The organism is Nocardia sp. CA-145437 (assembly GCF_050956485.1).
Lineage (GTDB): Bacteria > Actinomycetota > Actinomycetes > Mycobacteriales > Mycobacteriaceae > Nocardia.
Map to the genome: position 1 here is coordinate 1,982,533 of NZ_CP191204.1, position 23,726 is coordinate 2,006,258.

The 23,726-nt window shown below is 70.0% G+C and carries 18 protein-coding genes; 12 read left to right on the top strand and 6 right to left on the bottom strand.

The genetic code is table 11. The features are described from left to right. Positions 1-74: 74 nt before the first annotated feature. A complete protein-coding gene (locus ACQPYY_RS08695) occupies positions 75-2,318 on the top strand; it encodes a hypothetical protein (RefSeq protein WP_433593361.1) in 2,244 nt (747 codons plus the stop codon). Next, positions 2,315-4,129, top strand: a complete 1,815-nt coding sequence (locus tag ACQPYY_RS08700) for a hypothetical protein (RefSeq protein ID WP_379101419.1) — start codon at positions 2,315-2,317, stop codon at positions 4,127-4,129. Before ACQPYY_RS08695 ends, ACQPYY_RS08700 begins: the two co-directional genes overlap by 4 nt. A 48-nt stretch (positions 4,130-4,177) precedes the next feature. On the opposite strand, the gene ACQPYY_RS08705 is transcribed toward ACQPYY_RS08700, so the two are convergent. Beyond that, complete coding sequence (locus tag ACQPYY_RS08705) at positions 4,178-6,181, bottom strand: glycoside hydrolase family 15 protein (protein ID WP_379101421.1); 2,004 nt, start codon at positions 6,179-6,181, stop codon at positions 4,178-4,180. Between the two features lie 66 nt (positions 6,182-6,247). Here ACQPYY_RS08705 and ACQPYY_RS08710 point away from each other — a divergent pair, with 66 nt between their 5' ends. Both ACQPYY_RS08710 and ACQPYY_RS08715 read left to right on the top strand, forming a co-directional pair. Then, positions 6,248-6,484 carry a hypothetical protein gene (locus ACQPYY_RS08710; RefSeq protein WP_357089983.1) on the top strand — a complete coding sequence of 79 codons (237 nt, stop codon included), beginning with the start codon at positions 6,248-6,250 and terminating at the stop codon, positions 6,482-6,484. Between the two features lie 128 nt (positions 6,485-6,612). After that, positions 6,613-6,864, top strand: coding sequence for a hypothetical protein (locus ACQPYY_RS08715; protein ID WP_379101424.1), 252 nt, complete (start codon positions 6,613-6,615; stop codon positions 6,862-6,864). A gap of 78 nt (positions 6,865-6,942) precedes the next feature. On the opposite strand, the gene ACQPYY_RS08720 is transcribed toward ACQPYY_RS08715, so the two are convergent. Then, on the bottom strand, positions 6,943-8,001 hold the full coding sequence (locus ACQPYY_RS08720) for a M48 family metallopeptidase (RefSeq protein WP_433593362.1): 1,059 nt from the start codon (positions 7,999-8,001) through the stop codon (positions 6,943-6,945). Between the two features lie 127 nt (positions 8,002-8,128). Between ACQPYY_RS08720 and ACQPYY_RS08725 the strand changes: the two genes are divergently transcribed. The 6 genes from ACQPYY_RS08725 (at position 8,129) to ACQPYY_RS08750 (ending at position 13,915) form a co-directional block, all read left to right on the top strand. Then, positions 8,129-8,218: an Ms4533A family Cys-rich leader peptide gene (locus ACQPYY_RS08725; RefSeq protein WP_357096386.1), complete on the top strand. Its 90-nt coding sequence runs from the start codon at positions 8,129-8,131 to the stop codon at positions 8,216-8,218. 193 nt (positions 8,219-8,411) lie between these two features. Next, on the top strand, positions 8,412-9,449 hold the full coding sequence (locus tag ACQPYY_RS08730; RefSeq protein ID WP_433593363.1) for a sulfate ABC transporter substrate-binding protein: 1,038 nt from the start codon (positions 8,412-8,414) through the stop codon (positions 9,447-9,449). Between the two features lie 35 nt (positions 9,450-9,484). Then, on the top strand, positions 9,485-10,384 hold the full coding sequence (gene cysT / locus ACQPYY_RS08735; protein WP_379101429.1) for a sulfate ABC transporter permease subunit CysT: 900 nt from the start codon (positions 9,485-9,487) through the stop codon (positions 10,382-10,384). Further along, the gene (cysW, locus tag ACQPYY_RS08740) at positions 10,385-11,194 is read left to right on the top strand and encodes a sulfate ABC transporter permease subunit CysW (protein WP_433593364.1); all 810 of its coding nucleotides are present in this window, start codon (positions 10,385-10,387) and stop codon (positions 11,192-11,194) included. Beyond that, complete coding sequence (locus tag ACQPYY_RS08745; RefSeq protein WP_379101432.1) at positions 11,191-12,186, top strand: sulfate/molybdate ABC transporter ATP-binding protein; 996 nt, start codon at positions 11,191-11,193, stop codon at positions 12,184-12,186. The genes cysW and ACQPYY_RS08745 overlap by 4 nt, the downstream gene beginning before the upstream one ends. 154 nt (positions 12,187-12,340) lie before the next feature. After that, positions 12,341-13,915 (top strand): flavin-containing monooxygenase, encoded by a 1,575-nt coding sequence (locus tag ACQPYY_RS08750; RefSeq protein ID WP_433593365.1) that lies wholly within the window; start codon positions 12,341-12,343, stop codon positions 13,913-13,915. Between the two features lie 10 nt (positions 13,916-13,925). On the opposite strand, the gene ACQPYY_RS08755 is transcribed toward ACQPYY_RS08750, so the two are convergent. The 3 genes from ACQPYY_RS08755 to ACQPYY_RS08765 form a co-directional block, all read right to left on the bottom strand. Beyond that, entirely contained in the window at positions 13,926-17,315 is a 3,390-nt protein-coding gene (locus ACQPYY_RS08755; protein WP_433593366.1) for a carboxyl transferase domain-containing protein, read from the bottom strand. A gap of 82 nt (positions 17,316-17,397) precedes the next feature. After that, positions 17,398-17,961, bottom strand: coding sequence for a putative glycolipid-binding domain-containing protein (locus ACQPYY_RS08760; RefSeq protein ID WP_433593367.1), 564 nt, complete (start codon positions 17,959-17,961; stop codon positions 17,398-17,400). 604 nt (positions 17,962-18,565) lie between these two features. Beyond that, positions 18,566-19,669 (bottom strand): CobW family GTP-binding protein, encoded by a 1,104-nt coding sequence (locus ACQPYY_RS08765; protein ID WP_433593368.1) that lies wholly within the window; start codon positions 19,667-19,669, stop codon positions 18,566-18,568. A 98-nt stretch (positions 19,670-19,767) separates the two neighbouring features. Here ACQPYY_RS08765 and ACQPYY_RS08770 point away from each other — a divergent pair, with 98 nt between their 5' ends. Next, entirely contained in the window at positions 19,768-21,246 is a 1,479-nt protein-coding gene (locus ACQPYY_RS08770; RefSeq protein WP_433593369.1) for a PucR family transcriptional regulator, read from the top strand. Here ACQPYY_RS08770 and pucL read toward each other — a convergent pair. Next, positions 21,228-22,148: a factor-independent urate hydroxylase gene (gene pucL, locus ACQPYY_RS08775; protein WP_433593370.1), complete on the bottom strand. Its 921-nt coding sequence runs from the start codon at positions 22,146-22,148 to the stop codon at positions 21,228-21,230. The genes ACQPYY_RS08770 and pucL overlap by 19 nt on opposite strands. A 187-nt stretch (positions 22,149-22,335) precedes the next feature. Here pucL and ACQPYY_RS08780 point away from each other — a divergent pair, with 187 nt between their 5' ends. Next, positions 22,336-23,688 carry a nucleobase:cation symporter-2 family protein gene (locus tag ACQPYY_RS08780; RefSeq protein WP_433593371.1) on the top strand — a complete coding sequence of 451 codons (1,353 nt, stop codon included), beginning with the start codon at positions 22,336-22,338 and terminating at the stop codon, positions 23,686-23,688. The last annotated feature ends 38 nt before the right edge of the window (positions 23,689-23,726 follow it).

Sequence of the window (23,726 nt, forward strand, 5' to 3'; positions counted from 1 at the left end):
GAAATAGGGTGTGAAACGAGTTTGGTCCGGTGGCCCGCGTACGGTGCCGCCGGAGCCCTGAGAGCGGAGCCAGCATGACACGTGATCTGCCCTTCGACGATGCTTCCGGCGCCGATGAGAACGACGGTGACGCCGCCTACCGCATTGCCAACGGTGTCGCGCGCGTGGCTCGGGGCGGTGCGTATGTGACCGGTGGCGCGCTCATCGCGGCCGGCGGTAGCCGCGGCGGATCGCCCGCGATCAACCACGACAGCAAGAACGTCGGCTGGTCGCAGGCCGAGGACCCGCAGCCGAACGTGCCCAGCCCGACCGTCACCTTCCCGGACCTGACCCCCGACTCGCTGCCGCAGCACCACGGTCCCGTGGTCGCGCCCGTCAATGGCGCCTTCGGGCCGCTCGGCGAATACCACGGCACCGACGCCGGACTGTTCCCCTCGCTCGACGCCATCCCCGCCAACGAGCCCTCGCACGCCGGCTTCCACGGCATGGGTCTGCCCGACACCGACACCGGCGCCTCCCTGTCCGGCTTCCCGACCTACGGGCCGCGCCCGGGCTGGGGTCTGCCCATGGACAGCGACCAGCCGACGGAATCGGAACCGGCGCAGGAGAATTCGCAGCTGCCCTCGCTCGAGCAGCCGCACCTGCCGGGCCTGCCCGGCTTCGCGTCCGGCCTGCCCGGTTTCGGGCTGCCCGGCTCCGACGGCATGCACCTGCCGGGCATGGGCGCGACGGGGCTGGTGCCCGACCACCAGCCCGGCCTGGCCGATCACTCCGGCGCGTTCGACGGTATCGGCGCGGGTGCCGGTCAGGGCGGCACCGGCGTCTTCCTGGGCACCGACTGGGCCTTCGACGCCCACATCGGCCTCGACGGCGTGTGGTTCCACTCCAACCTCGAGGCCGACCTGGGTGTCGGCGCGGTCGGCAACCAGCTCGACGCCTACAACCAGCAACTGGGACAGGGGATTTCGCACATTCCGGCGAACACGACCCTGCCCGGCAACGGCACGCCCGCCACCCCGGGCACGTCCACTCCGCAGTCCGCGCAGCCCGCCGACAAGTCCGGCGCCACCACTGCCGCCGGCGTGAACGGCGTTCCGGGACACGGTGTTTCCGAGCCGTCGTCCGCCGCCCCCGGTGCCGGTGCGCCGGGCTCGGTGTCGCCGGTCGCGCCCTCCGGTGCGCCGCTGGCGTCCCCGGCCGCTCCCGCCGCGACGGCTCCCGCGCCGGGCCTGTCGCCCGCCGCGCCGGTGGCCCCCGCGCCGTCGAACCCGATCGCGCTCACCACGATCGCGCCCACCCCGGCCGCGCAGCCGATGCCGCCCGCGCCCGCCCCGGTGCCGCCGGTCGCCACCTCGCCCGCCGCGCCCGTGTCGGTCGTGCCGGTCGCGCCCGTGTCGGTTCAGCCGGTCGCGGTGACGCCGTTGCAGACCACCATCCAGCCCGACGCCGCCAACCAGCCGATCGCGAATCTGCTGACCACGCACGGCGGTCCGTCGCCGCTGACGGCGCCCGCGTCCGTCGCGCCCGCCCTGTTCGATCACGGCCGCACACCGGTGCTGGCCAATGGCGACGCGTCCGCGCCCGGACACCAGCCGACCACGCTGGCGACCAAGCCGGTCCCCGCGGCCACCCCGGCCCCGACCGTGCCGCACGCCACCCCGCCGACCAAGGTCGATCACGGCCCCACGCTCACCGTGCCGCCGATCCCGACCAAGATCCCGGGCTTGGACGACCTGACCAAGGGCCTGGACACGCCGTCGACCATCAAGCCGGTGACCCCGCCGGTGAACACCGGCGACACCGACCTGCCCACCAAGCCGCACTCGCCGTCCGACGACAACACCGGGACCCGTCCGACCGTGCCCACGGTCACCGTGCCCGACGATCCGACCCCGCATCAGCCGACCGTGACCGTCGCGCCGCGCCCGACCGCGCCGACCGTGCCGACCCAGCCGTCGGTCCCGGATCACGGTGGGCAGCCCAGTGTTTCGGTCGCGCCGGTGCCGACCGTCGCGCCCGCGCCGACGATGCCGTCGCCGATCACCACCGCGCCGCACATCGACCCGCCGACCCAGGTGAAGCCGATCGCGGACCAGTACGCCCCGGTCGTGCACGCGCAGCCGGTCTCCGCCGTTCTCCCGGTGCATGATTCGGTCCTGCCGGTTCAGGACGCGTCGTACGGCGTGCACGATTCGGTGCCGGCCGTGCACGATGCGGGCCTGCTGGTGCACGACGCCGGTCTGTTCTCCGGCCTCGGCGACGCCGGGTACGCGGACCTTTCCGCGCAGGGTCCGGGCGATCACATGCTGCTGCTGTGAGCGCACCGGGTCATCAGGTAGCGGTGAAGAATCCCGATGCGCTGGGTCCGCTGGTCGAGCTGCTCGACCGGCTGCTCGAACTGACCCATGCCTCCGGCCGGCTCGATCTGACCGGCCGGCTGGGCATTGCCCGTGCTCGCCTGACCGATCCGCGGGTGCGGCTGGTCGTAGTGGGTGAATCCCGTTCCGGGATGAGCACATTGGTGAACAGCCTGGTCGGGGCCGCGGTGAGCGCCACCGACGGGCAAGCCAGTGTCCCGGTGATCGCCGAGTACGGCCCGCAGGCCGCGGCCACGCTGGTGAAGGCGGGCGCGGGCGGCACTGCCCAGCGCACCGCCGTCGACCCGCAGTCGGCGCTGGCGGAGCTGGGGTCGGGCGAGGTCATCCGGGCCGAGTTCACCCAGCCCAGTCCGCTGCTGGCGGAGGGCTTCGTGGTGCTGGACGCGCCCGGCTCGCCCGAGGACTCCCCGGCCACCTGGTCGCTGATCGCGGCCGCCGACGCGGTGCTGTACGTCGCGGACGCGCGCGCCCCGTTCACCCCGGCGCAGATCGAGCAGTTGCAGCGCGTCCAGCAGGTGTGCCCGACGGTCGTCTGCGTGCTCAACAAGATCGACCAGTATCCGCAGTGGCCGCAGGTGCAGCAGCACGACCGGCAGCTGCTCGACGACGCCGGGCTGGCCTTCGCGGTCGCCCCCGCCTCGGCGCGGCTGCACGCGCACGCCACCGCCAACGGCGACCAGCGCCTGGATCTGGAATCCGGTGTGCCGCAACTGCTCGATCATCTGCGCGCCCACGTGCTGGGCCGCGCGGACGCCGTCGCGGTGGAGGCCGCGGTCCGCGATATCGGGCTCATCACCGACCACCTGTCGCTGGCGCTGCGCAGCGAGGCCGAGACGCTGCGCGATCCGCGCCGCCTGACCGTGATCACCGAGCAGCTGCGCCGCACCCGCGAGGAGGCCGAGCAGCTCCGCCAGCGCACCGCCAACTGGCAGGTCACCCTGGCCGACGGCGCGGGCGAGCTGATGGCCGACACCGAACACGATCTGCGGCACCGGCTGCGCAGCCTGATCCGCGACGCCGACGCCGACATCATGAAGGGCGATCCGGTCAAGGGCTGGAACGACTTCGGCGCGGATCTCGACGCCAAGATCTGCGAGGCGGTGGAGGAGAACTTCGTCATCGCCCACTACCGCTCGGTGGAGCTGGCAGAGCAGGTGGCCGCCAAGTTCCCCGAGAGCGGCATCCCCACCCCGGATCTCAAGCTGGACAATCCCGGCGATGTCGGCGCGGTGCTGGAACCCGTCGCGGCGCTGGACAAGCTGGACAGCGCCAAACTCGGCATCACCGCCCAGGTGCTGACCGCGCTGCGCGGCTCCTACGGCGGCCTGCTCATGGTCGGTCTGATCACCAGCCTGCTGCACATGTCGCTGGTGAACTGGTACTCCGGCGGCGCGGCCATCCTGCTGGGCCTCAATGCCCTGTGGGACGACCGCAAGGCCCGCCGCGCCCGCCGCCAGGCCGAGGCCAAGGTGGCGGTCGCCCGGCTCATGGACGACGTGATCTTCCAGGTGAGCAAGGAGTCCCGCTACCGGCTGCGCGCGGTGCAGCGCAGCCTGCGCGACCATTTCACCGAGATCGCCACCTCGACGCTGCGGTCGGTGGACGCCTCGCTGCGCGCCGCCGAGGAAGCCGCCACGGTGGGGTCCGGCGCGGGCCGGGAGGCGCGGCTCACCGAGATCGAGCGATCGCTGGTGCGGCTGCGCGATATTCGCGAGACCGCCGACGGGATCGGCGAAAGGTCTTCGTACTGAGAGAAATCGGCCGCGAGAGCGGCCGATTTCCTTGTCGCGGTGGTCTTCTCAGCGTCCCGGGTGCGCCGGATGGAACTGACCGGTGTGCTTGGACTCCTCGGCCCGGATCACGTGCATGACCGCGTTGATCAGGGCCAGGTGGGTGAACGCCTGCGGGAAGTTCCCCAGGTGCCGCCCGGTGCGCGAGTCGATCTCCTCGGCATACAGCTTGAGCGGGCTGGCGTAGCCGAGCAGCCGCTCGCACAGCTGCCGGGCCCGTTGCAGCTCACCGATTTCCACCAGCGCCGACACCAGCCAGAACGAGCAGATGGTGAACGAGCCCTCCTCGCCGGACAGCCCGTCGTCGGTGGTCTCGGTGCGGTAGCGCAGCACCAGTCCGTTCTCGGTGAGGTCGTCGGCGATGGCGAGCACGGTGGCGCGCACCCGGTGGTCGTCGGGCGGCAGGAAGCGGGTCAGCACCACCAGCAGCAGGGAGGCGTCGAGGGTGTCGCTGCCGTAGCTCTGGGTGAACACGCCCTGGGCGTTGACGCCGTTGTCGAGGATGTCGGCGCGGATCTCCTCGGCGATGTCGTGCCACTTCTTGGCGTAGTCCATCTCCCCGTGCAGCTCGGCCAGTTTCGCGCCGCGGTCCAGCGCCACCCAGCACATCACCTTGGAGGAGGTGAAGTGCTGCGGTTCGCCGCGCACCTCCCAGATGCCGCGGTCCGGATCGCGCCAGCTCTCGATCGCGGCCTGCACCTGCCGTTCGAGCATGGGCCACAACGTTTCCGGCACCTGCTGGCGTGACTTCACGTGCAGGTACACGGAATCCAGGATGGTGCCCCAGATGTCGTGCTGTTCCTGGTTGTAGGCGCCGTTGCCGATGCGGACCGGGCGCGCACCGTCGTATCCGGACAGGTGCGGGAGTTCGGATTCGGTGATCCGGCGTTCCCCGCCGATGCCGTAGAGCACCTGCAGCGATACCGGTTTCCCGTTGTCGTCGGTGGCGGCGTCGTGCAGGAAGGCGAAGAAGTCGTCGGCCTCGCGGTCCAGGCCCAGGGTGTAGAGGCCCCACAGTGCGAAGGTGGAGTCGCGCACCCAGGTGTAGCGGTAGTCCCAATTGCGTTCGCCGCCCGGGGTTTCCGGCAGCGAGGTGGTGGCCGCCGCGAGCAGCGCGCCGGTGGGCGCGTAGGTGAGGCCCTTCAAGGTCAGCGCGCTGCGCTGCAGGTAGCCGCGCCACGGGTGATCGGGGAAGCGGCCCAATGTGATCCACTGCCGCCAGCATTCGGTGGTCTGCCACATCTTGTCCGCCGCCTCGGCGAAGTTCTGCGGCGGCGGCAGATCCGACCAGGACAGCGCCACGTAGACCTGGTCGCCCTCCTTCATCCGGGTGCGGGCGCGCGCCTCCCGGCCCTCCAGGCCCAGGCGCAGATCGGTGGTGAGGGTGAGGGCGGGCGCGCCCTCGATCTCGCAGGTGGCCTGCGCCTGCTCGTAGACCGTGCCGCTGTAGGCCCAATTGGCCGGGCCGCGGTGGTACTCGAAGGCGGGTTCGCAGCTCATCTCCAGCTCCACCACGCCGTTCACGCATTTCACGGTGCGCAGCAGCATGTGCTCGGCGTCCCAGTCCATGGGGGTGCGGCGGTGGCTGCGGCTGCGGGACCGATTGTTGTGCCAGGGTCCCAGCACCAGCGCGTCGCGCACGATGAGCCAGCCGGTCTCGGTCTGCCAGGTGGTCTCGACGATCAGGCCGCCGGGCAGATAGCGGCGGGCGGCCGGCACATTGCGGCCGTAGGGGCCGATCCGGAAATGCCCGGCGCTGCGGTCCAGCATGGCCCCGAAGACGCTCGGGGAGTCCGGGCGCGGCACGCACATCCACTCCACCGCGCCGTTGCGGGCGATGAGGCAGTTGGTCTCGCAGTCGGACAGGAAGGCGTAGTCGTCGATGGGCGGGAACACCGAGTGGTGCATCCCGCCCACCGCCGACGGCAGGTAGGCGTCGGACGGAGACGGGTCCGTCGTGGCCAGCGGGTCTCGTGGGGCTTCGAGCGACTCGGGTTCGTCGTACGACTCCATGACATCAATGATCGTTCCGAACAGCCCGAATCGTCCACCACGACGTTCGCGGCCTAGGCTGGGGTCGTGCATGCGATCGCAGGATGGTGGGACGGCGTGGAACTGTGGGTGGCCGGGCTGCCCTTCGTTCCCCAGTTCGCGGTGGTGCTGGCGGCCATGGTGCCGGTCTGCCTGGGCATCGCCTACCTCCTCGACCGGATCCTGCGCCTGGTGCTGCACGTGCTCGGCCGCGATCGGATCGCCGCCCGCGAGGCCACCGTGACCACCGCGCAGCCGCGCCGCATCCGGAAGGAAGCCGCCTGACATGCCGCGCTCTCGTGTCCAGCTCGCCCTGATCGCACTACTTGTTCTCGTAGTCGTCGCCTGGTTGTTCACTCGCTGAGCGAGTTTCGGTACCGCTTCGGCGAACTCTGGGCGTACTGTGCTGACCCATGTCGACTACCGATGAAGGTCTGGAACTCGTGCTGTCCGACGAGGACTTCGAAGACGAGCCCCGTCTGATCGCCACCCACTACGCCGGTCCCGAAGAGGCCCTCGAGATGGTCAGGGCCGCCCAGCTGCTGGGTCTGGGCGTGCGCCTGAGCAACCGCATCCGCCCCGACGAGGAGGATGCCGAATCCGCCACCGAGGAGTGGATCCTCGACATCCTCGAGACCCCGCCGGTGGTCGAGGGCGACGAGTAACCCGAGGGGTTATCGCCGAGCGAGAAGCAGGGGTCCGGGGCCGATGCCCCGGACCCTTTTCTCATTCCTTGTCCTCTCTCATTCCTTGTCCTCGCTGCCCTCGCCGCGCAGCCGCTTGCCCAGCTTCGACAGCGTCTCGCCGACTTCCTGGCCCACCGTGGTGACCGTGGCCCCGACATCGCGGCCCAGATTGCGCACGGTGCGGATCAGCGGGTCCTCCGACTGGTCGAAGCTCTCCTTGTACGACCGCGCCGCGTGCTTGATCTCCTCGCTGATGCGCGCGTCCTTGTCCTGTTCCCGGCGCGGGTACTGCCCGTCCAGGACGCGGTTGTACTCGCCGCTCGCGATCCAGCGCCGCAGCTCGGCGGCCCGCAGCACCGAGAACGGGTGGCTGGCCAGTTCCAGGTTCAGCAGTTTGAGCACGCCGTCGCGCAGGTCGCCCGCGCGGTCGTAGTCGTCGGCCTGGGTGAGGAAGGCCGCGTGGCTCATCTCGTCCACCCGGGAGCCGCCCGCGAGCTTCATGTGCACTCGCACCGACGCCTCCACGTCCTGCCCGACCAGCAGTCCGGCCCGGTCGCCGGACAGCTCGGACTTGCGGCTCCACTCCATCAGCGCGGCCACGATGGCGCGAACCGCCCAGCCGCCCACCGGCATCCAGCCGATGCCGTCGGCGATTCGCATGAGGTGCATGAGCATGGTCCGGTAGACCGCGTGCCCGGACAGCGCGTGCCCGAGCTCGTGGCCGACCACGAACCGCAGCTCCTCGTGGTCGAGCAGATCGAGCAGGCCGGTGGTCAGCACGATGAACGGCCGGTCCATGCCGATGGTGAAGGCATTGACCTCGGGCTGCTGCAGCACGAACATCTCCGGGGTGCGCTGCGCGTCGAGGATCTTGACCGCGTCCGATCGCAGCTGGTGGAGGTTCGTGAACTGCCGCTCGTCGACGCGCACCGCGGTCGCCAGGTACATGAGCCGGTGCTGCCGCTCCTGCAGCAGACCCGAGAGGGTGCGCAGCAGGGTGTCGAAGCCACTCAGCTGTCGCAGGCCGACCAGTGCGGTGCGGTCGGCGGGATGCTCCCAGGCGCGAGTGGAGATGCCCGGGAAGTCCCGGCGGATACGTGCGGGCGCTGTCGTCATGGAATGTCCCCCGTTGGAAAGTCGCAGTCTCGATACAGTCTGCCGTGTGCGACCAGGGTTGTGCTCGAGACGATTTCAAACCGCCGGAGATTAGCGGCCTGACGTGCACCTCTGCTAAAGTCGCCCCGTGCTGTCGAGCGTTGTTCCCCAGGTCCGCCATGAATTGGCGTTGATCGCTGTGGGTTGCCTCGCGGTCGCTGACATTCACTGTCGCTGATCGCCTATCGGGCACTGCTGCACGTCTGAGTAGACTTGGCGCGCGCATTTTTCGCAGTTCGTGTTCGTTCCCCCGGCGGCCTTCGGGCCGGAGCGCCACCGTCGCGTATTTCTTCCCGTGACGGGTCTACGGCACACGTTCATTCCCGCCGGTCGAGGTCCCTTCCGGCGGGTAGCCCGAAAGGTCCACGCCGATGTCCCGCAATATTCGTCTCTCTCGCCGATCTACCTTCGCCGTCGCGCTCACCGCGGTCGCGGCCACCGTGCTCACCGCCTGCAGCGGCGGCGCGGCCGACACCAAGGACGAGGGTGCGGCGGCCGGTGGCGGCGGCAACATCAACCTGTTCGCGTACTCGGTCGCGAAGGCCGCCTACGACAAGGTGATCCCGGTCTACAACAAGACCGACGGCGGCAAGGGCACCCAGTTCCAGGCCTCCTACGGTCCCTCGGGCGATCAGTCCCGCAAGGTGAAGGACGGCGCCGAGGCCGACGTGGTGAGCTTCTCGGTCGAGCCCGACATCACCCGCCTGGTCGATTCCGGTCAGGTGGACGCGGGCTGGAACGCCGACGCCAACAAGGGCGTCCCGTTCGGTTCGGTCGTGGTGATCGCGGTCCGCAAGGGCAACCCCAAGGGCATCAAGAACTGGGACGACCTGCTCAAGCCGGGCATCGAGGTCGTGACCCCCAACCCGTTCAGCTCGGGTGCGGCCAAGTGGAACCTGCTGGCCCCCTACGCCGCCAAGAGCGAGGGCGGCAAGAACGCGCAGGCCGGTCTGGACTACCTGACCCAGCTGCTGGGCCACGTGCACGTGCAGCCCAAGTCGGGCCGCGAGGCCACCGACACCTTCCTGCAGGGCACCGGCGACGTGCTGCTCAGCTACGAGAACGAGGCCATCTTCTCCGAGACCAAGGGTGACCCGATCGAGCACGTCGTGCCCGACACCACCTTCCGGATCGACAACCCGGTCGCGGTGCTCAAGAACGCCAAGAACCTGAAGAACGCCATCGCCTTCCGCGACTTCCTCTACACCAAGGACGCCCAGAAGGCCTTCGCCGAGGCGGGCTTCCGTCCGGTCGACCCGCAGGTGCGCGCCGACAACGCCAAGAGCTTCCCGACCCCGCAGAAGCTGTACACCATCGACGACCTCGGCGGCTGGAAGACCGTGGACAAGGAGCTGTTCACGCCGAACACCGGTTCGGTGGCGCAGATCTACGACAAGGCCACCAAGTAGCCGGGTGACCTGCGACACAAGCGATACTCGACACTGTGAGTGACAGCAGCTCGAACGCCGGGACCGAGAGCGGTCCCGGCGTTTCGGTAGACGACAAACCCCGCCCGACGGCGGGTAGGGGCCGGATCCGGTCCTGGTTCCGGGTGACCGGGTCGGTGGGCCCGCTCGGCATCGGCACCTCGGTGCTGTGGCTCAGCATCATCGTGCTGCTGCCGCTGGCGGCGCTGACCGCCAAGTCCCTGGAGAACGGCTGGTCCGGTTTCTGGGACGCGGTGACCGCGCCCGCGGCCCTGGACGCGCTGAAGGTGACGGTCCTGGTGTCGGTCATCGTCACCTTGATCAACGTGGTGATGGGCACCCTGATCGCGTGGGTGCTGGTGCGCGACGAATTCCCGGGCAAGGGGATCGTGAACGCGCTCATCGACCTGCCGTTCGCGCTGCCCACCATCGTGGCCAGCATCGTGCTGCTGGCCCTGTACGGCCCGCAGTCGCCGTTCGACATCCACCTCAATGCCACCCAGCCCGGTCTGGTGGTGGCACTGGCCTTCGTGACGCTGCCGTTCGTGGTGCGCGCGGTGCAGCCGGTGCTGATCGAGGCGGACAAGGATGTGGAGCAGGCGGCCGCGTCGCTGGGCGCGGACAACTGGACCACGTTCCGCACCATCATCCTGCCGACGCTGGCCCCGGCCATCGTGAGCGGTTCGGGCCTGGCCTTCGCCCGCGCGATCGGCGAGTACGGCTCGGTGGTGCTGATCGGCGGCGGCATTCCGAAGAAGACCCAGATGGCCTCGCAGTACATCCAGCAGCAGATCGAGGTGGACCGGCCGGTGAACGCCGCCGCGGTCTCGGTGGTGCTGCTGGCGATCTCGCTGGCCACGCTGTTCGTGCTGCGGGTCACCTCCGAGCGCCTGGCGCGCCGGGAACAGGAGTCCTAGATGAAACTCGGTTTCTGGACGCGGATCTCACTGCGCACGGTGGCGCTGGCGTACATCTTCGTGCTGCTGCTGGTGCCGCTGGGCATCATCCTGATGCGCACCTTCGAGCGCGGCATCGGCGCGTTCTTCGATTCGATCTCCACGCCCGCCGCGATCTCGGCCTTCAACCTCACCATGCAGATCGTGGCGATCACGGTGCCGGTGAATGTGATCTTCGGTGTGATCGTGGCGCTCGCCCTGGTGCGTGGCCGATTCCCCGGCCGCAATCTGCTGCAGGGTGTGGTGGATCTGCCGATGGCGACGTCGCCGGTGGTGGTGGGTGTCTCGCTGATCCTGCTGTGGGGCGCCCACGGCTGGTTCGGCGGGCTGGACAGCCACGGCCTGAAGATCATCTTCAATCTGCCGGGCATGGTCATCGCCACCATCTTCGTGACGCTCCCGTTCGTGGTGCGCGAGGTGGAGCCGGTGCTGCACGAGATCGGCGACGATCAGGAACAGGCGGCCGCCACCCTGGGCGCGTCGGGCTGGCAGACGTTCTGGCGCATCACGCTTCCGGCGATCCGCTGGGGCCTGACCTACGGCATCGTGCTCACCGTGGCCCGCGCGCTCGGTGAGTTCGGCGCGGTGATCATGGTGTCCACCGGCCTGCCCGGAAAGTCACAGACCCTCACCCTGCTGGTGAACGGGCGCTACGTGAACGATCACAACACCTTCGGCGCGTACTGCGCGGCGACCCTGCTCATGGGCATCGCCCTCGTTGTCCTTCTGCTCATGACCCTTCTAGAACGCAAGCGGGGCACTGCCAAATGATCACCGTGACCAATGCGAACAAGCGATACGGCACGTTCGCCGCTCTCGACGACGTCAGCCTCGACATCCCCTCGGGCGAGCTGACCGCGCTGCTGGGTCCGTCCGGTTCGGGCAAGTCCACGCTGCTGCGCTCCATCGCGGGCCTCGAGACCCTCGACGGCGGCATCGTCACCATCGCGGGCAAGGACGTCACCAATGTGTCGCCGCAGAAGCGCGATATCGGTTTCGTGTTCCAGCATTACGCCGCGTTCAAGCACATGACCGTGCGCGACAATGTGGCCTTCGGCCTCAAGATCCGCAAGCGGCCCAAGGGCGAGATCAAGAAGAAGGTCGACGACCTGCTCGAGATCGTCGGCCTGGACGGCTTCCAGCACCGGTATCCGGCGCAGCTGTCCGGTGGTCAGCGTCAGCGCATGGCCCTGGCCCGCGCGCTCGCGGTGGACCCGCAGGTGCTGCTGCTGGACGAGCCGTTCGGCGCGCTCGACGCGAAAGTCCGTGCGGACCTGCGCACCTGGCTGCGCCGGCTGCACGAGGAGGTGCACGTCACCACCGTCCTGGTCACCCACGACCAGGAGGAGGCCCTCGACGTGGCCGACCGGATCGCGGTCATGAACAAGGGCCGCATCGAGCAGGTCGGCAGCCCGGAGGACGTGTACGACCGGCCCGCCAACGAGTTCGTCATGTCGTTCCTGGGTGCGGTGGCCAAGCTGAACGGGCATATGGTGCGGCCGCACGACATTCGCGTCGGCCGGGACCCGAGCATGGCGCTGGCCGCGCACGAGGGCACCGCGGATTCCTCCGGCGTCACCCGCGCGACGGTCGAGCGCGTGGTCCGGCTGGGCTTCGAGGTGCGCGTGGAGCTGCGCAACGCGGCCACCGGTGACCTGTTCACCGCGCAGGTCACCCGTGGTGACGCGGAGGCGTTGCACCTGGCCGAAGGCGAGACCGTGTACGCCCGCGCCACCCGGATCCCGGAGCTCCCGGTGTCGTAAGTTCGTCCCGTATAAGCGATTTCGGCGAGAAGTCGCGACACGCCCAACTCGTCAAAAACCTGGCGAGTCGCTCTGACGAGGGTCCGCCGCGCCGCACGCTGCCGTAGCGTGTGGCGCGGCTGTGCCTGTTCGTTCCAGAGGGGAATACGCGGACGTGACGAGTGCGGGTGGCGTACGGGTCGGGATCATCGGGGCCGGTATCGCGGGCTTGGTGACGGCGAAGGTATTGCGCGACGACGACTTCGAGGTCGTCGTCTTCGACAAGGAGACCGCCGCGGGCGGGGTGTGGATCGAGTCGCGCACCTATCCGGGGTTACGCACCAACAACTCCCGGGCCACCTACGCGTACTCCGATCATCCCTACCCGGAATCGGCCGATGTATTCCCCACGGCCGGGCAGGTGCGCGACTACCTGGCCTCGTACGTGGAACGCTTCGGCCTGTACCGCTACCTACGCCTGGGCACGGAAGTCATCCGGGTTTCCGAGGCGGGCAAGGGGTTCGAGGTCGAGGTGGTCGGGCCCGACGGGGTCGAGACGCTCGCGTTCGATTTCGTGGTGGTGTGCGCCGGAACCTTCTCCGAACCGAATATTCCAGATATTCAGGACAGCAACCTCTTCCGCGGTGTGATCGCCCACTCCAGTCAAGCCCTGGAACCCGCCGCTTTCGCGGGCCGGCGCGTGGTGGTCGTGGGCGCGGGCAAATCCGCGCTCGACTGCGCCGCCTGGGCCGCCGAACGCGCCCGCGACTGCACCCTGGTGTTCCGCAAGCCCTATCCGATGCTGCCGCGGTTCATCGGCGGACAGCCCTCGGACCAGCTGTACCTCAATCGATTCTCCGAGTCGTTCTTCCGCTACCACCGGCTCAACCGGGTCGAGGGGCTGCTGCACGGCCCGGGCAGACCATTGACCGAGCTGGTCTGGCGGTACCTGAAACTCCTGATGCGACTCTCGTTGCGGATGCCGCGGATCATGGTGCCCGAGCCGCCGCTGCCCGCCGGCGTCGAACACGGCGGCGTCAGCGAGGAGTTCTACCGGGCGGCCCGGCGGGGGCGGATCCGATTGCGGCGCGGCCACATCGCGCGCTGCACCGGCGACGCCGAGCTCACCCTCGACACCGGTGAACGGCTCGCCGCGGATCTGGTGGTGTTCGCCACCGGCTGGCGGCAGTCGCTGCCGTTCCTGGACCGCGAACTACGCACCGACGTCCTCTCCGACGGCCGATTCCTGTTGTACCGGCACATCCTGCCGCCGGAGCATCCGCGCCTCGGGTTCATCGGGTACGGGTCCTCCACCGCCTGCCAGCTCTCCGCGGAGGTCTCCGCGCACTGGCTGTCCCAGCACTTCCTCGGCGAGCTGGAGCTGCCGCCCGCCGCCGAGATGCACCGCGAGATCGACCGGGTCGGCGCCTGGCTGGCCGAGGTCATGCCCGCGCGGCCCGAAGGCTATTACGTCGGGCCCTACGTCTCCCACCACATCGACGATCTGATGGGTGACATGCGATTGCCGGTGCGGCGCACCGACAATTTCGTGTCCGAGTACTTCGACACCTTCCTGCCGGGCCGCTACGCCGACCTCACCGAGGAACGCCTGCGGGCGCGGGAGGCGCGGCGCACCAAGTTCCGGCACCGCCGTCCGCGCTATGTGAGTGCGGGCCAGTCGCTCGGTGGCATCGCGGCGCTCACGGTCGGGTACGCCTGCCTGCGGCGCTTGCGCGGGGGAGCCGCGTAAGCGCCGCTGCTCAGCGCAGCGTCCGCAACCACCGGCGGGTGTCGGCGGGGTCGATGACATCGTCGAGTTCGAGAACCGTTGCGGCGGTGAGGGCCTTGCCCGCGTCATAGGCGGCGTTGACCAGGGCTTCGAAGGCGGCCTGCCGCTGGTCCGGGTCCTCGATGGCGGCCAGTTCCTTGGCGAAGCCCAGCCGGACCGCGCCCTCCAGGCCCATGCCGCCGATCTCGCCGGTGGGCCAGGCGATCACGAAACGCGGCGCCCGGAACGAACCCGCCGCCATGGCCTGCGCGCCCAGCCCGTAACCCTTGCGCAGGATCACGGTGCCGAACGGGACGTCCAAGGCGGCGGCGTCGATGAACAGGCGGCTGAACTTGGTGACGGTGGCATGCTCCTCCGCCTCGGGGCCGACCATGAAACCCGGTGTGTCGCACAGCGAGACGATGGGCAGGCCGTGCGCTCCGCACAGCCGCAGGAACGCCGAGAGCTTGTCGGCGGCCGGGGCGTCGATGGCCCCGCCCAGGTGGTGGCAGTCATTGGCGATGAGCCCGAACGGACGGCCCTCCACCCGGACCAGGGCGGTCACGATGCCCACGCCCCAGTCCCGGCGCAGTTCCAGCACCGAGCCGACATCCACCACCGAGGCGATGGCGGCGCGGATATCGAAGGCGCGCAACCGGTTCTCCGGCACCACGTGCCGGGCCGACCGCGGATCCGGAGCCTCCCACTCCGCCTCCGCGCCTTGGAAATACGAGAGGTACCGGCGGGCGATATCCACCGCCTCGGCCTCGTCGGCGGCGACGACGTGCACCACGCCATTGCGCCGCTGCACCTCCACCGGTCCGATGTCCTCGGGCGCGTACACGCCCAGCCCGCCGCCCTCGATCATGGCCGGGCCGCCCATACCGATATTCGCGTCGGGCGTGGCGATCACGACATCGCACATGCCCAGCAGCGCGGCATTGCCCGCGAAGCAGCGCCCCGACACGATGCCGATCAGCGGCACCCGCCCCGACAGCGCGCCCATGGCGCGGAACGTGGTGACGTCCAGCCCCGAGATGCCGCCGTGATCGGTGTCGCCGGGCCGCCCGCCGCCGCCCTCGGTGAAGAACACCACCGGAAGCCGTTGTTCCCGAGCCAGTTCCAGCATGCGGTCGGTCTTGGCGTGATTGCGCATGCCCTGGGTGCCCGCGAGCACGGTGTAGTCGTAGGACATGACCAGTGCCCTGGACCGGTCGGGACCGAACCGGTCCGCGTTGACAGTGGCGATACCCGCGATCAATCCGTCCGCCGGGGTATGGGCGATCAGGTCTTCCAGGCCGCGGCGGCTGCGCTGGGCGGCCACCGCCAGCGCGCCGTATTCGACGAAGCTGTCCGCATCGACCAGATCGGAGATGTTCTCGCGCGCCGTCCGCCGTCCGATCCGATGCCGCTTCGCCACCGCTGCCTCGCGCCGGGCGTCGAGGGTGGTCTCGTGGCGCTCCAGCACTTCGGCGAGGTCGGCACGCACCGAATCCAGGTCCACCACGGTCGATTCCGCGGCCGGACGGTCGTGATCGGCCGCCTCCCAGGTCACCAGCACGGCATGCTGGTCCACCACCTCGCCGGCCGCGACAGCATGCCGCAGCACCCGCAGCGGCTCGGTCGCCCGCACCACGTGCTGCATCTTCATCGCCTCCAGCACCGCGACCTCGGCCCCGGCGGCGAGGACGGTACCCGGCTCGGCCAGCGACACCACGGTCGCGCCCATCGGCGACCGCAACGCCTGCTCCCCATCGGCCGGCTCGAACCCGGCGGCAGCGCGATCAGCGGAGCCGTGCGACGTGCCGGGCGCCGCGCTGTTCGCGGCAGTATCCACCGATCCAGCGGTGGTCGCATCCTCGAAAGTCTCGGCGCGCGATCGCAAGTCGTCGAGCCGCCGCTCGAACCAATCCGTGGTGACGCCCCCGCCGCCGCCGCTGCTGCTGCTGCTGCCGTTGCCGCTGCTGCCGCTGCTGATGTCGGTGCCGCTGCTGTTGATGGTGCGTGCGCTTGCTGTGCTCGGCTGTGCGGGTCTGGTCGCTTCGGTCTTGCGGTCCGCGTCGATCGGTGCGTTCAGCTCGTGCAGCTCGGCGAGCACGGCGCGCAGCAGGTGCAGGTTGGTGTCGACGCCGCCGATCATGGTCTCCGCGAGCGCGTCCGCGCAGCGGCGCAGGGCGGCCGGGTGGGTCGAGGCGTGGGTGATGACCTTCGCCAGAAGCGAGTCGAAGAGCACGCCTTGGCGCATTCCCACCTGGGCGGCGGTGTCCACGCGGACGCCGACACCGGTCGGGGCGTCGAAGCGGCTGATCACGCCGGTGCTGGGCAGCACGGATCCGTCCGCCGCGAGCAGTTCGGCGTTGACGCGCGCCTGTACGGCGTAGCCGCGCGGCTCGTTCTCGAGCAGATCGAGTTCGGCCAGGGTCCGGCCCTGCGCCAGATCGAGTTGCAGGGCGACCAGATCCACGCCGGTGACGGCCTCGGTCACGGTGTGCTCGACCTGGAGGCGTGGATTCACCTCGAGGAACCACACTTTCGCGCCGTTCTGGCTCGAGCCGGGCTCGACCAGGAACTCGACGGTGATGACGCCGCGGCACCCCACCGCTTCGGCGATGCGGATCGCGTCCCGGTGCAGTCGATCACGCAGTGCCGCGGGCAGATCCGGGGCGGGCGCGATCTCGATCAGCTTCTGGCGTTGCCGCTGGACGCTGCAATCGCGGTCGCCGAGTGTGGCGGCCGCGATCCCGTCCGCGACCACCTGCACCTCGATGTGCCGGGCGCGGGTGACGAGCGCCTCGGCGTACACCCGGTCGTCGCCGAATCCGGCGAGCGCCTCGGCCCGGCAGCGGTCGATGGTCGCGGCCAGGCGGGACGGGTCGGTGACGGGGCGCATGCCGCGTCCGCCGCCGCCCGCCGCGGCCTTCACCATGATGCCGTCGGGGTGGTCGGCCAGCAGGGCGGCGATCTCGGCGGACTCGGCTCCCGCGCGGGTGGCGGGGAGCACGGTCAGTCCGGCGCGTTCGGCGGCCGCGCGGGCAGCGACCTTGTCCCCGAAGATGCGCAGCGCCTCGGGGGAGGGGCCGATGAAGGTGAGGCCGGCCGCGGCGCAGGCGGCCGCGAATTCGGCGCTCTCGCTGAGGAAGCCGTATCCGGGGTGGACCAGCGCGCCGGGCCCGCAGGCCCCGGCGGCCCGCACCACCGAGTCGATGTCCAGGTATCCCGCCGCACCGCTGCCCGGCAGCACGAGCGCCTGATCGGCGAGCCGGACCGCCAGGCTCGCGCCGTCCTCGGCGGTGTGCAGCACCTCCGTCGGGTACCCCAGTTCCCGTGCCGTCCGCACCACCCGGACCGCGACCTCACCACGATTCGCAACCACAACTCGCACGCCGCCAGGCTAGGGCACCGTCGCGCGTCCGCGGCGAAAACGAGCCGCCTCGCTTGTTTCCGTTCCCGGTTACCGAGCTCGGTTACTGAACCCGTGCCGCGATGCCCGGATAGTCCGAGATCAGCCCGTCCGCGTCGTAGGTCAGCCGGCACGCGAAGTCCAGGTCCGGCGCGGTGTAGGCGACGTGCCGCGCGCCGATGCGGCAGTAGGTCTGCTCCAGGCGCGCGACCGACAGGTCCGCGGCCCGGACGTACGCCGCCGGCGCGGAGACGGGGTTGTCGCCGAGCGGTCGTAGCCGGTGCACCGGAAAGGTATTGGTCATGGCCGAGGACTCCAGGTCCAGATCCAGGCAGCCGTTGAGGTGCGGCGCGGGCGTGCCGTCGACGGTCCACCGGCCCCGGCCGTCGGCCTCCAATTCCACCACCCGGACCCCGTGCGCGCCACGCCCGGTGATCCGGGCCGATCGGGTCACCCACGAGGCGGTCAGCAGCACAACGTAATCGATGATCCAGGACGCGCCGTCCTCGGTGGCGGTGGTGGTGCCGCGGATCAGCAGCCCGCGTTCGTCCTCGGCGAAGAACGCGACCTCGAATCCGGTCCGCGCACCGCGATGCCGCCACGAGGCCACTGCCGGGAACTCGTTCACTCGGCCAGTCAATCACGGCGGCGTCCCGCGGTGGGGATATGTTCGGGGCATGCATTGGGATCAGATGACGGCCACGCCGGGCGCGTTGCGGACCGCCGCCGCGCGGTTGCGCCGCGGTGTCGGGCAGTTGGAGATTCTGGCGGCCATCATCGAGGCGGCGGACGGGCCGTGGCTGGGGGCCATGGACTCCGACGGCCGCGGCACCGCCGAACTGCGCATGCACCTCGCGGGCAAGTACCGGTTCACCGCGGTGGTGACCAGCGCCGGCAAGCTGTCCCTGGCGGAGATGAACTCGCCGGGGCGGGGTAAGAAGGCGGAGCTGGTGCTGTCCACCAAGGCGGTTCAGCGCAAGGGGTGGGACGATCCCAAGGACGTGCCCAAGCCGCAGGAGTGGGTGGCGTTCGCGGTCGACTGGGTGCGCGCCGCGAGCGCCGCGGTCGGGCGACGGGATGTGGTGGAGTGGCTGCTCAAGGGCGCCGATCAGCGGCTCGCGGCCATGAACGACAGTGTCGAGACCATGCGGTCGGCGCTGGCCGAACGCGAGTCGATGCGCGACGAGCTGGCCGCCGAAGTGGCCGAGCTGCGCGCCGAACTCGAGGCCGAATCAGCCCTCGCCGACAAGCGACTGGTCACCGGCGACGTAGCGCCAGACCGGGAGCAGGGCGTGGTCGTCGAGGGGATCGGCGGCGGCGTGGACGGCGCCGCGCAGCCGGTCGGTGACGGCGTCGGCGTCGAGACCGGCGCCGATGAGGACCAGATTGCTGGCCCGGGGCTCGTGGCGGGCCCAGGCGGTGGGTTCCAGGGTGATGTGGCGGCCGACCATGTGCAGCACGAACTTTCGCGGATCGTCGGCGACGGCGAACGCGAGCACGCCCTTGGCGCGGAACAGGCCTGACGGCGGATCCTCCAGCAGCGCGATGAGTTCGCGCGGATTGAGGTCGGTGTCGGAGGTGAAGGAAACGCTGTCGTAGCCGTCGTGCAGATGCCGGTGGTCGTGCGAGCAGCCGTCGTGGCAGTGGTCGCCGTGGCCCGGGTCGTCCTCGCCGGGCGCGCCGTCGCCGTGCAGTAGTTCGTCGAAGCTGAGCTGTTCGCCGACGCGCGGGGCGCGGGGCGCGTGGGTGGGCAGGTCGAACAGCAGGCCGGGGTCGATGCGCCCGTGGCTGGTCGGGTACACCGGCACCTGTCCGACCACCTCGCTGATCTCCGCGCGCAGCCGCTCCAGCGCGTCCGCCTCGACCCGGTCGGACTTGTTCAGCACCACCAGATCCGCCATCCGCAGATGCGTGGTGAGTTCGGGATGCTGGTCGCGGCTGGCGGGAAAGTGCTCGGCGTCGACCACCTCGATCAGCCCGCCGTAGCGGATCCGCGGATTGTCGCTGTTCACGACCATGCGGATCAGATTGCGTGGTTCGGCCAGTCCGCTGGCCTCCACCACGATGACGTCGATCTTCTGCTTGGGATGCGCCAGCCGGTCGAACAGCTCGTCCAGTTCGCTGACATCGACCGCGCAGCACACGCACCCGTTGCCCAGCGACACCATGGCGTCGACCTGCCCGGCCACCAGCATGGCGTCGATGTTCACCGCGCCGAAGTCGTTGACCACCACCCCGATCCGCGCGTTGCGGGTTCGCAATAGCCGGTTGAGCAGCGTCGTCTTGCCGGCACCGAGGAACCCGGCCACGATCAGGACTGGTATGCGCCGACTCACGGCGACCACCCTACCGAGGTGTGATTCCTCGGAAACGGGGTGGCAACAACCGGCTTCTACCGTGACGGACAATTCGGACCGACCACGGGAGGTGCGCCGTGCGAGTGCGCGACATCCTCGATGCGCCGCAACTGCGCATGCGGCTGCTACACGGGGACGCGGGGGACCTGGACCGCACGGTCGCGCGAGTCTGCGCCACCGACATGCCCGACCCCCGGCCCTTCGTCACCCCGGGCGCGTTGGTCTGCACCGGCCTGGTGTGGCGGCAGCACGCCGCCGACTCCGACCGCTACGTGCACCTGCTGGCCGGGTCCGGGGTGGCCGGAGTGGTGGCCGGGCAGGCGCTGCACGGGCACATCCCCGACGACGTGGTGGCGGCGTGCCGCCGACACGGGCTGCCACTGCTGTCCGCGCCGCAGAGCGTGCCGTTCAGCCGGATCATCGAATATCTGGCCGAGCAGGCCGCCGACGTGCGCTGGCAGCGCGTGCGATCCCGAGCCGACCGGCAACGCCGCCTGCTGTCCGCCGTCGCCGCCGGGGCCGGGATCGAGACCCTGATCGCGGATTTCGCGGCCGAGCAGCAGGTCTCGGTGTGGCTGCTGACCTCGACCGGGACCGTCGTCGCGGGTACCGCGGACCTGTCCGAACCCGAGATCGACAGGATCCTGGCCACCGCGCTGACCGCGCCGCGCCTACCCGCCGTCACCGCCGGGGCCCTGCGCGTCCTCCAGGTGGGCGCGGGCGATCGAATCACCGCCTGGTACCTGGTGATCCGCCCCTCCGATCCGGACCTCGACCCGTTCGGCGCGGACTTGGCCGCCGTCGCGGAACTCTATCGGCAGCGCCGCGCCGACCGGCAGCACCTGGATTGGGAACTGGCCGACCGCTTCCCGACACCGTTCGCCGAGCGATCCGGATCGTCGGAGGCGGCGATCGTCTGCGAGGTCCATGCCGCCACCGGCGCCGCGGCCACACTCGAGGCCGTGCGCGCCACCCTGCACGATGCCCTGCCGGACCTCGTCACCGCGATCGACGGGGAGGGCAGGCTGGTCGGCGTGACAGCCGGGACGCAGGATGGGACGGCCGGTGTGCTGAACCGCCGATTCGGTCGGATCGCACCGGCGCTCAGCGGCATTCGGCTCGCGGTCGGGGTGAGCGTTCGGCAGCCGGAGGAGCCGCTCGCCGGGACGATCGGCGCGGCGGCGGCCGCGTCCACCGCGGCGCGGGAGGACGTCGGGCCGGTCAGTGTTCGGGTCGCCGACATCGATTCGGCCGTCGGACTGCTCACCGCGGTCCCGGGCGGCCTGCAACGGCGATTCGCGGAACGGGTTCTCGGCGCGGTGCTGGAATACGATCGGAGGCACGGGGCCGGGCTCCTGGCGACGCTCGAGGCGTTCCTCGGCTGTGACGGCTCGTGGCGGTACGCGGCGGAGCGAATGCATGTGCACCCCAACACCGTTCGCTACCGGATCGGACGGATCGAGGTATTGACCGGGCGCGATCTCGGGCGGCTCGACGATCGGCTGGACCTGTACCTGGCGGTGCGGACGCTGTCGGGTCAGACCGCGCCGGTGTAGGGGTCCCAGGCGATTCCGGCGTCCGGGGCGCCCTCGCGCAGGACGCTCGCTTGGATCAGGCCGTACGGGCGGTCGTCGGCGTGGAACACCTCACCGTTGTTGGGAACGCCGAAACGGCCCGTGTCATAGGCGAAGTGATGCTTGTTCGGGGCTGAGAAACGGATCTCGGCCAGGCAGGGATAAGCCTCCAGGGCGGCGCGGCCCATCTCGTACAGGGTCTGCTGCAAGGCTTTCGAGTGCAGGGTGGCGAAGGTTTCGATCAGGGCGGCCCGGATGCCGTGGTAGGCGGCGTCCCAGTCGGCGGGTGGGGTGGCGAAGCGCCAGTGGGCGTCGAGGCTGGTGGCGAGGATGCGGTCGTAGGCGGGTTCCAGGACGGTGAACGAGTCGGTCAGGAAGCCCGCGAACTCCGAGCCCGTGGACTTGAGAATCACCAGGTCCTTGACGCCGCCGATCACCCATTCACGGCGGTCCGTGCCCCGTCCGCTCACCGTGATCGCGGCGGTCCGCACCTCGGGACCCACCCGCGTCCAGGTGTGGTCGTGGCCGCTGCCGCCGACCGGAACCCGTTGCCACGCATACTCTTCGATCTCGATGCGGGCTGAGGTCACCGGCTCGATCTCGGCGGTGAAATGCCGCGCCAGCGCCAGCCCGTAGTCCTCGATGCTGCCGTCGCCGTGGCTCTTGGCATAGGTGTAGATCGTCTGTTTCTGCGAGTCCGTCGGCAGCACCGCGCCCTGATCGCCCACGGTGTGCGCCTCGTCGAACGCGCCGCGCAGGCACGACGACACATTCAGGTCCCGGATCTCGTGCCGGGCGGTGTCGCGGTAGATCCGCACCACCCGGTTCTCGGCCTTCCCGTACTGGTGCGGGCCGAGCACGATCCGGCCGTCGGCTTCGCTCATGGTCGCCTCCCGTGGTCGCTGATCACTGTGCCCCACTGTGACCGACGACGGCGGTCGCACACGCTGGTTCCGCGGACAAATCGCCGCACAGCGTGACCGTGACGTTTGGCCTGTCGGACAAAGGCCCACATCGGGCGATCTGCCTAGCCTGACGAGCAACCCACCCCGACGGAAGGCAGGGCCACCCATGACATCACCGCATCCCGTGGACACGCGGCTGCCCTGGCATCGCCGGCTGGTGTTCGGCTTGCAGCACGTGCTGATCATGTACACCGGATGCGTCACGGTGCCTTTGGTCTTCGGCGCGGCCGCCAAGCTCGACCCATCCACCATCGCCCTGCTGATCAGCGCCGACCTGCTGGTCGCGGGCATCGTCACCGTGGTGCAGAGCCTCGGACTCGGCAAGCTGGCGGGCGCGCGGCTGCCCATCGTCACCGGCGCCACCTTCGTGGCCATGAGCCCGATGATCCTGATCGCCAAGGACTACGGGCTGCAGGCGCTGTACGGGTCCATGCTGCTGGGCGGACTCCTCGGCATCGCCCTGGCCTGGCCGTTCGCGTCCATCGTGCGGTTCTTCCCGCCGCTGGTGAGCGGCACGGTGCTGACCGTGGTCGGCATCTCGCTGATCGGGGTGGCGGGCGGCCTGATCGTCGGCAGCGACCCGAAGGCCGCGACCTTCGCCGCGCCGTCCCGGATCGCCTTGGCGGCAGCGGTTCTGGTGGTCGCGCTGGTGTACACCGTGCTGGGGCGGGGCGTGTGGTCGCAGCTGGGCGTGCTGATCGCCCTGATCGCCGGCATCGTGATCGCGATTCCGATGGGGCTGGTCAAGCTCGAGGGTGTGTCCCGTGCGGCCTGGCTGGGCGCGCCGCAGCCCTTCCACTTCGGGGCGCCGCAGTTCCCGGTCGCCGCGGTGGTGGCCATGACCATCGTGCTGGCGGTCGTGTTCGCCGAGTCCACCGCGAGCATGCTGGCGCTCGGCGAGATCACCGGAAGGCACTTGACCCGAGCCGATGTGGCGCGCGGCCTGGTCGGCGACGGCCTGTCGGCGGTGCTGGCCGGGGTCCTGAACTCGTTCGTGGACACCGTCTTCAACCAGAATGTCGGCGCGGTCGCCACCACCCGCGTGCACAGCCGCTACGTGACGGCGGTGAGCGGCGCGATCCTGATCGTCCTGGGTCTGGTGCCGCGCTTCGGCGCCCTGGTCGCGACCGTCCCGCAGCCGGTGGTCGGCGGTGTCGGCCTGGTGCTGTTCGCCACCATCGCGGTGATCGGCGTGGACACGCTGCGCCGCGCCGACCTTACCGACCGCGTGAATCTGACCATCGTCGCCGTCTCGATCGGCGTCGGCCTGGTGCCGGTGCTGACCAAGGGCATGTTCGAGAAGTTCCCGTCCTCGGCCCAGATCCTGCTCAACAGCGGCATCAGCCTCGCCGCGATCACGGCCTTCACGCTGAACCTGCTGCTCAACCACACGCGCCTGGGTGAAATCGCACGGCGTTCAGGGCAGTTCGTGGCGGTGGGCCGACAGGTGCTCTCGTGAAAGGGTTTCAGGGGAAGCCCCTGAGGGTTACGACAGGT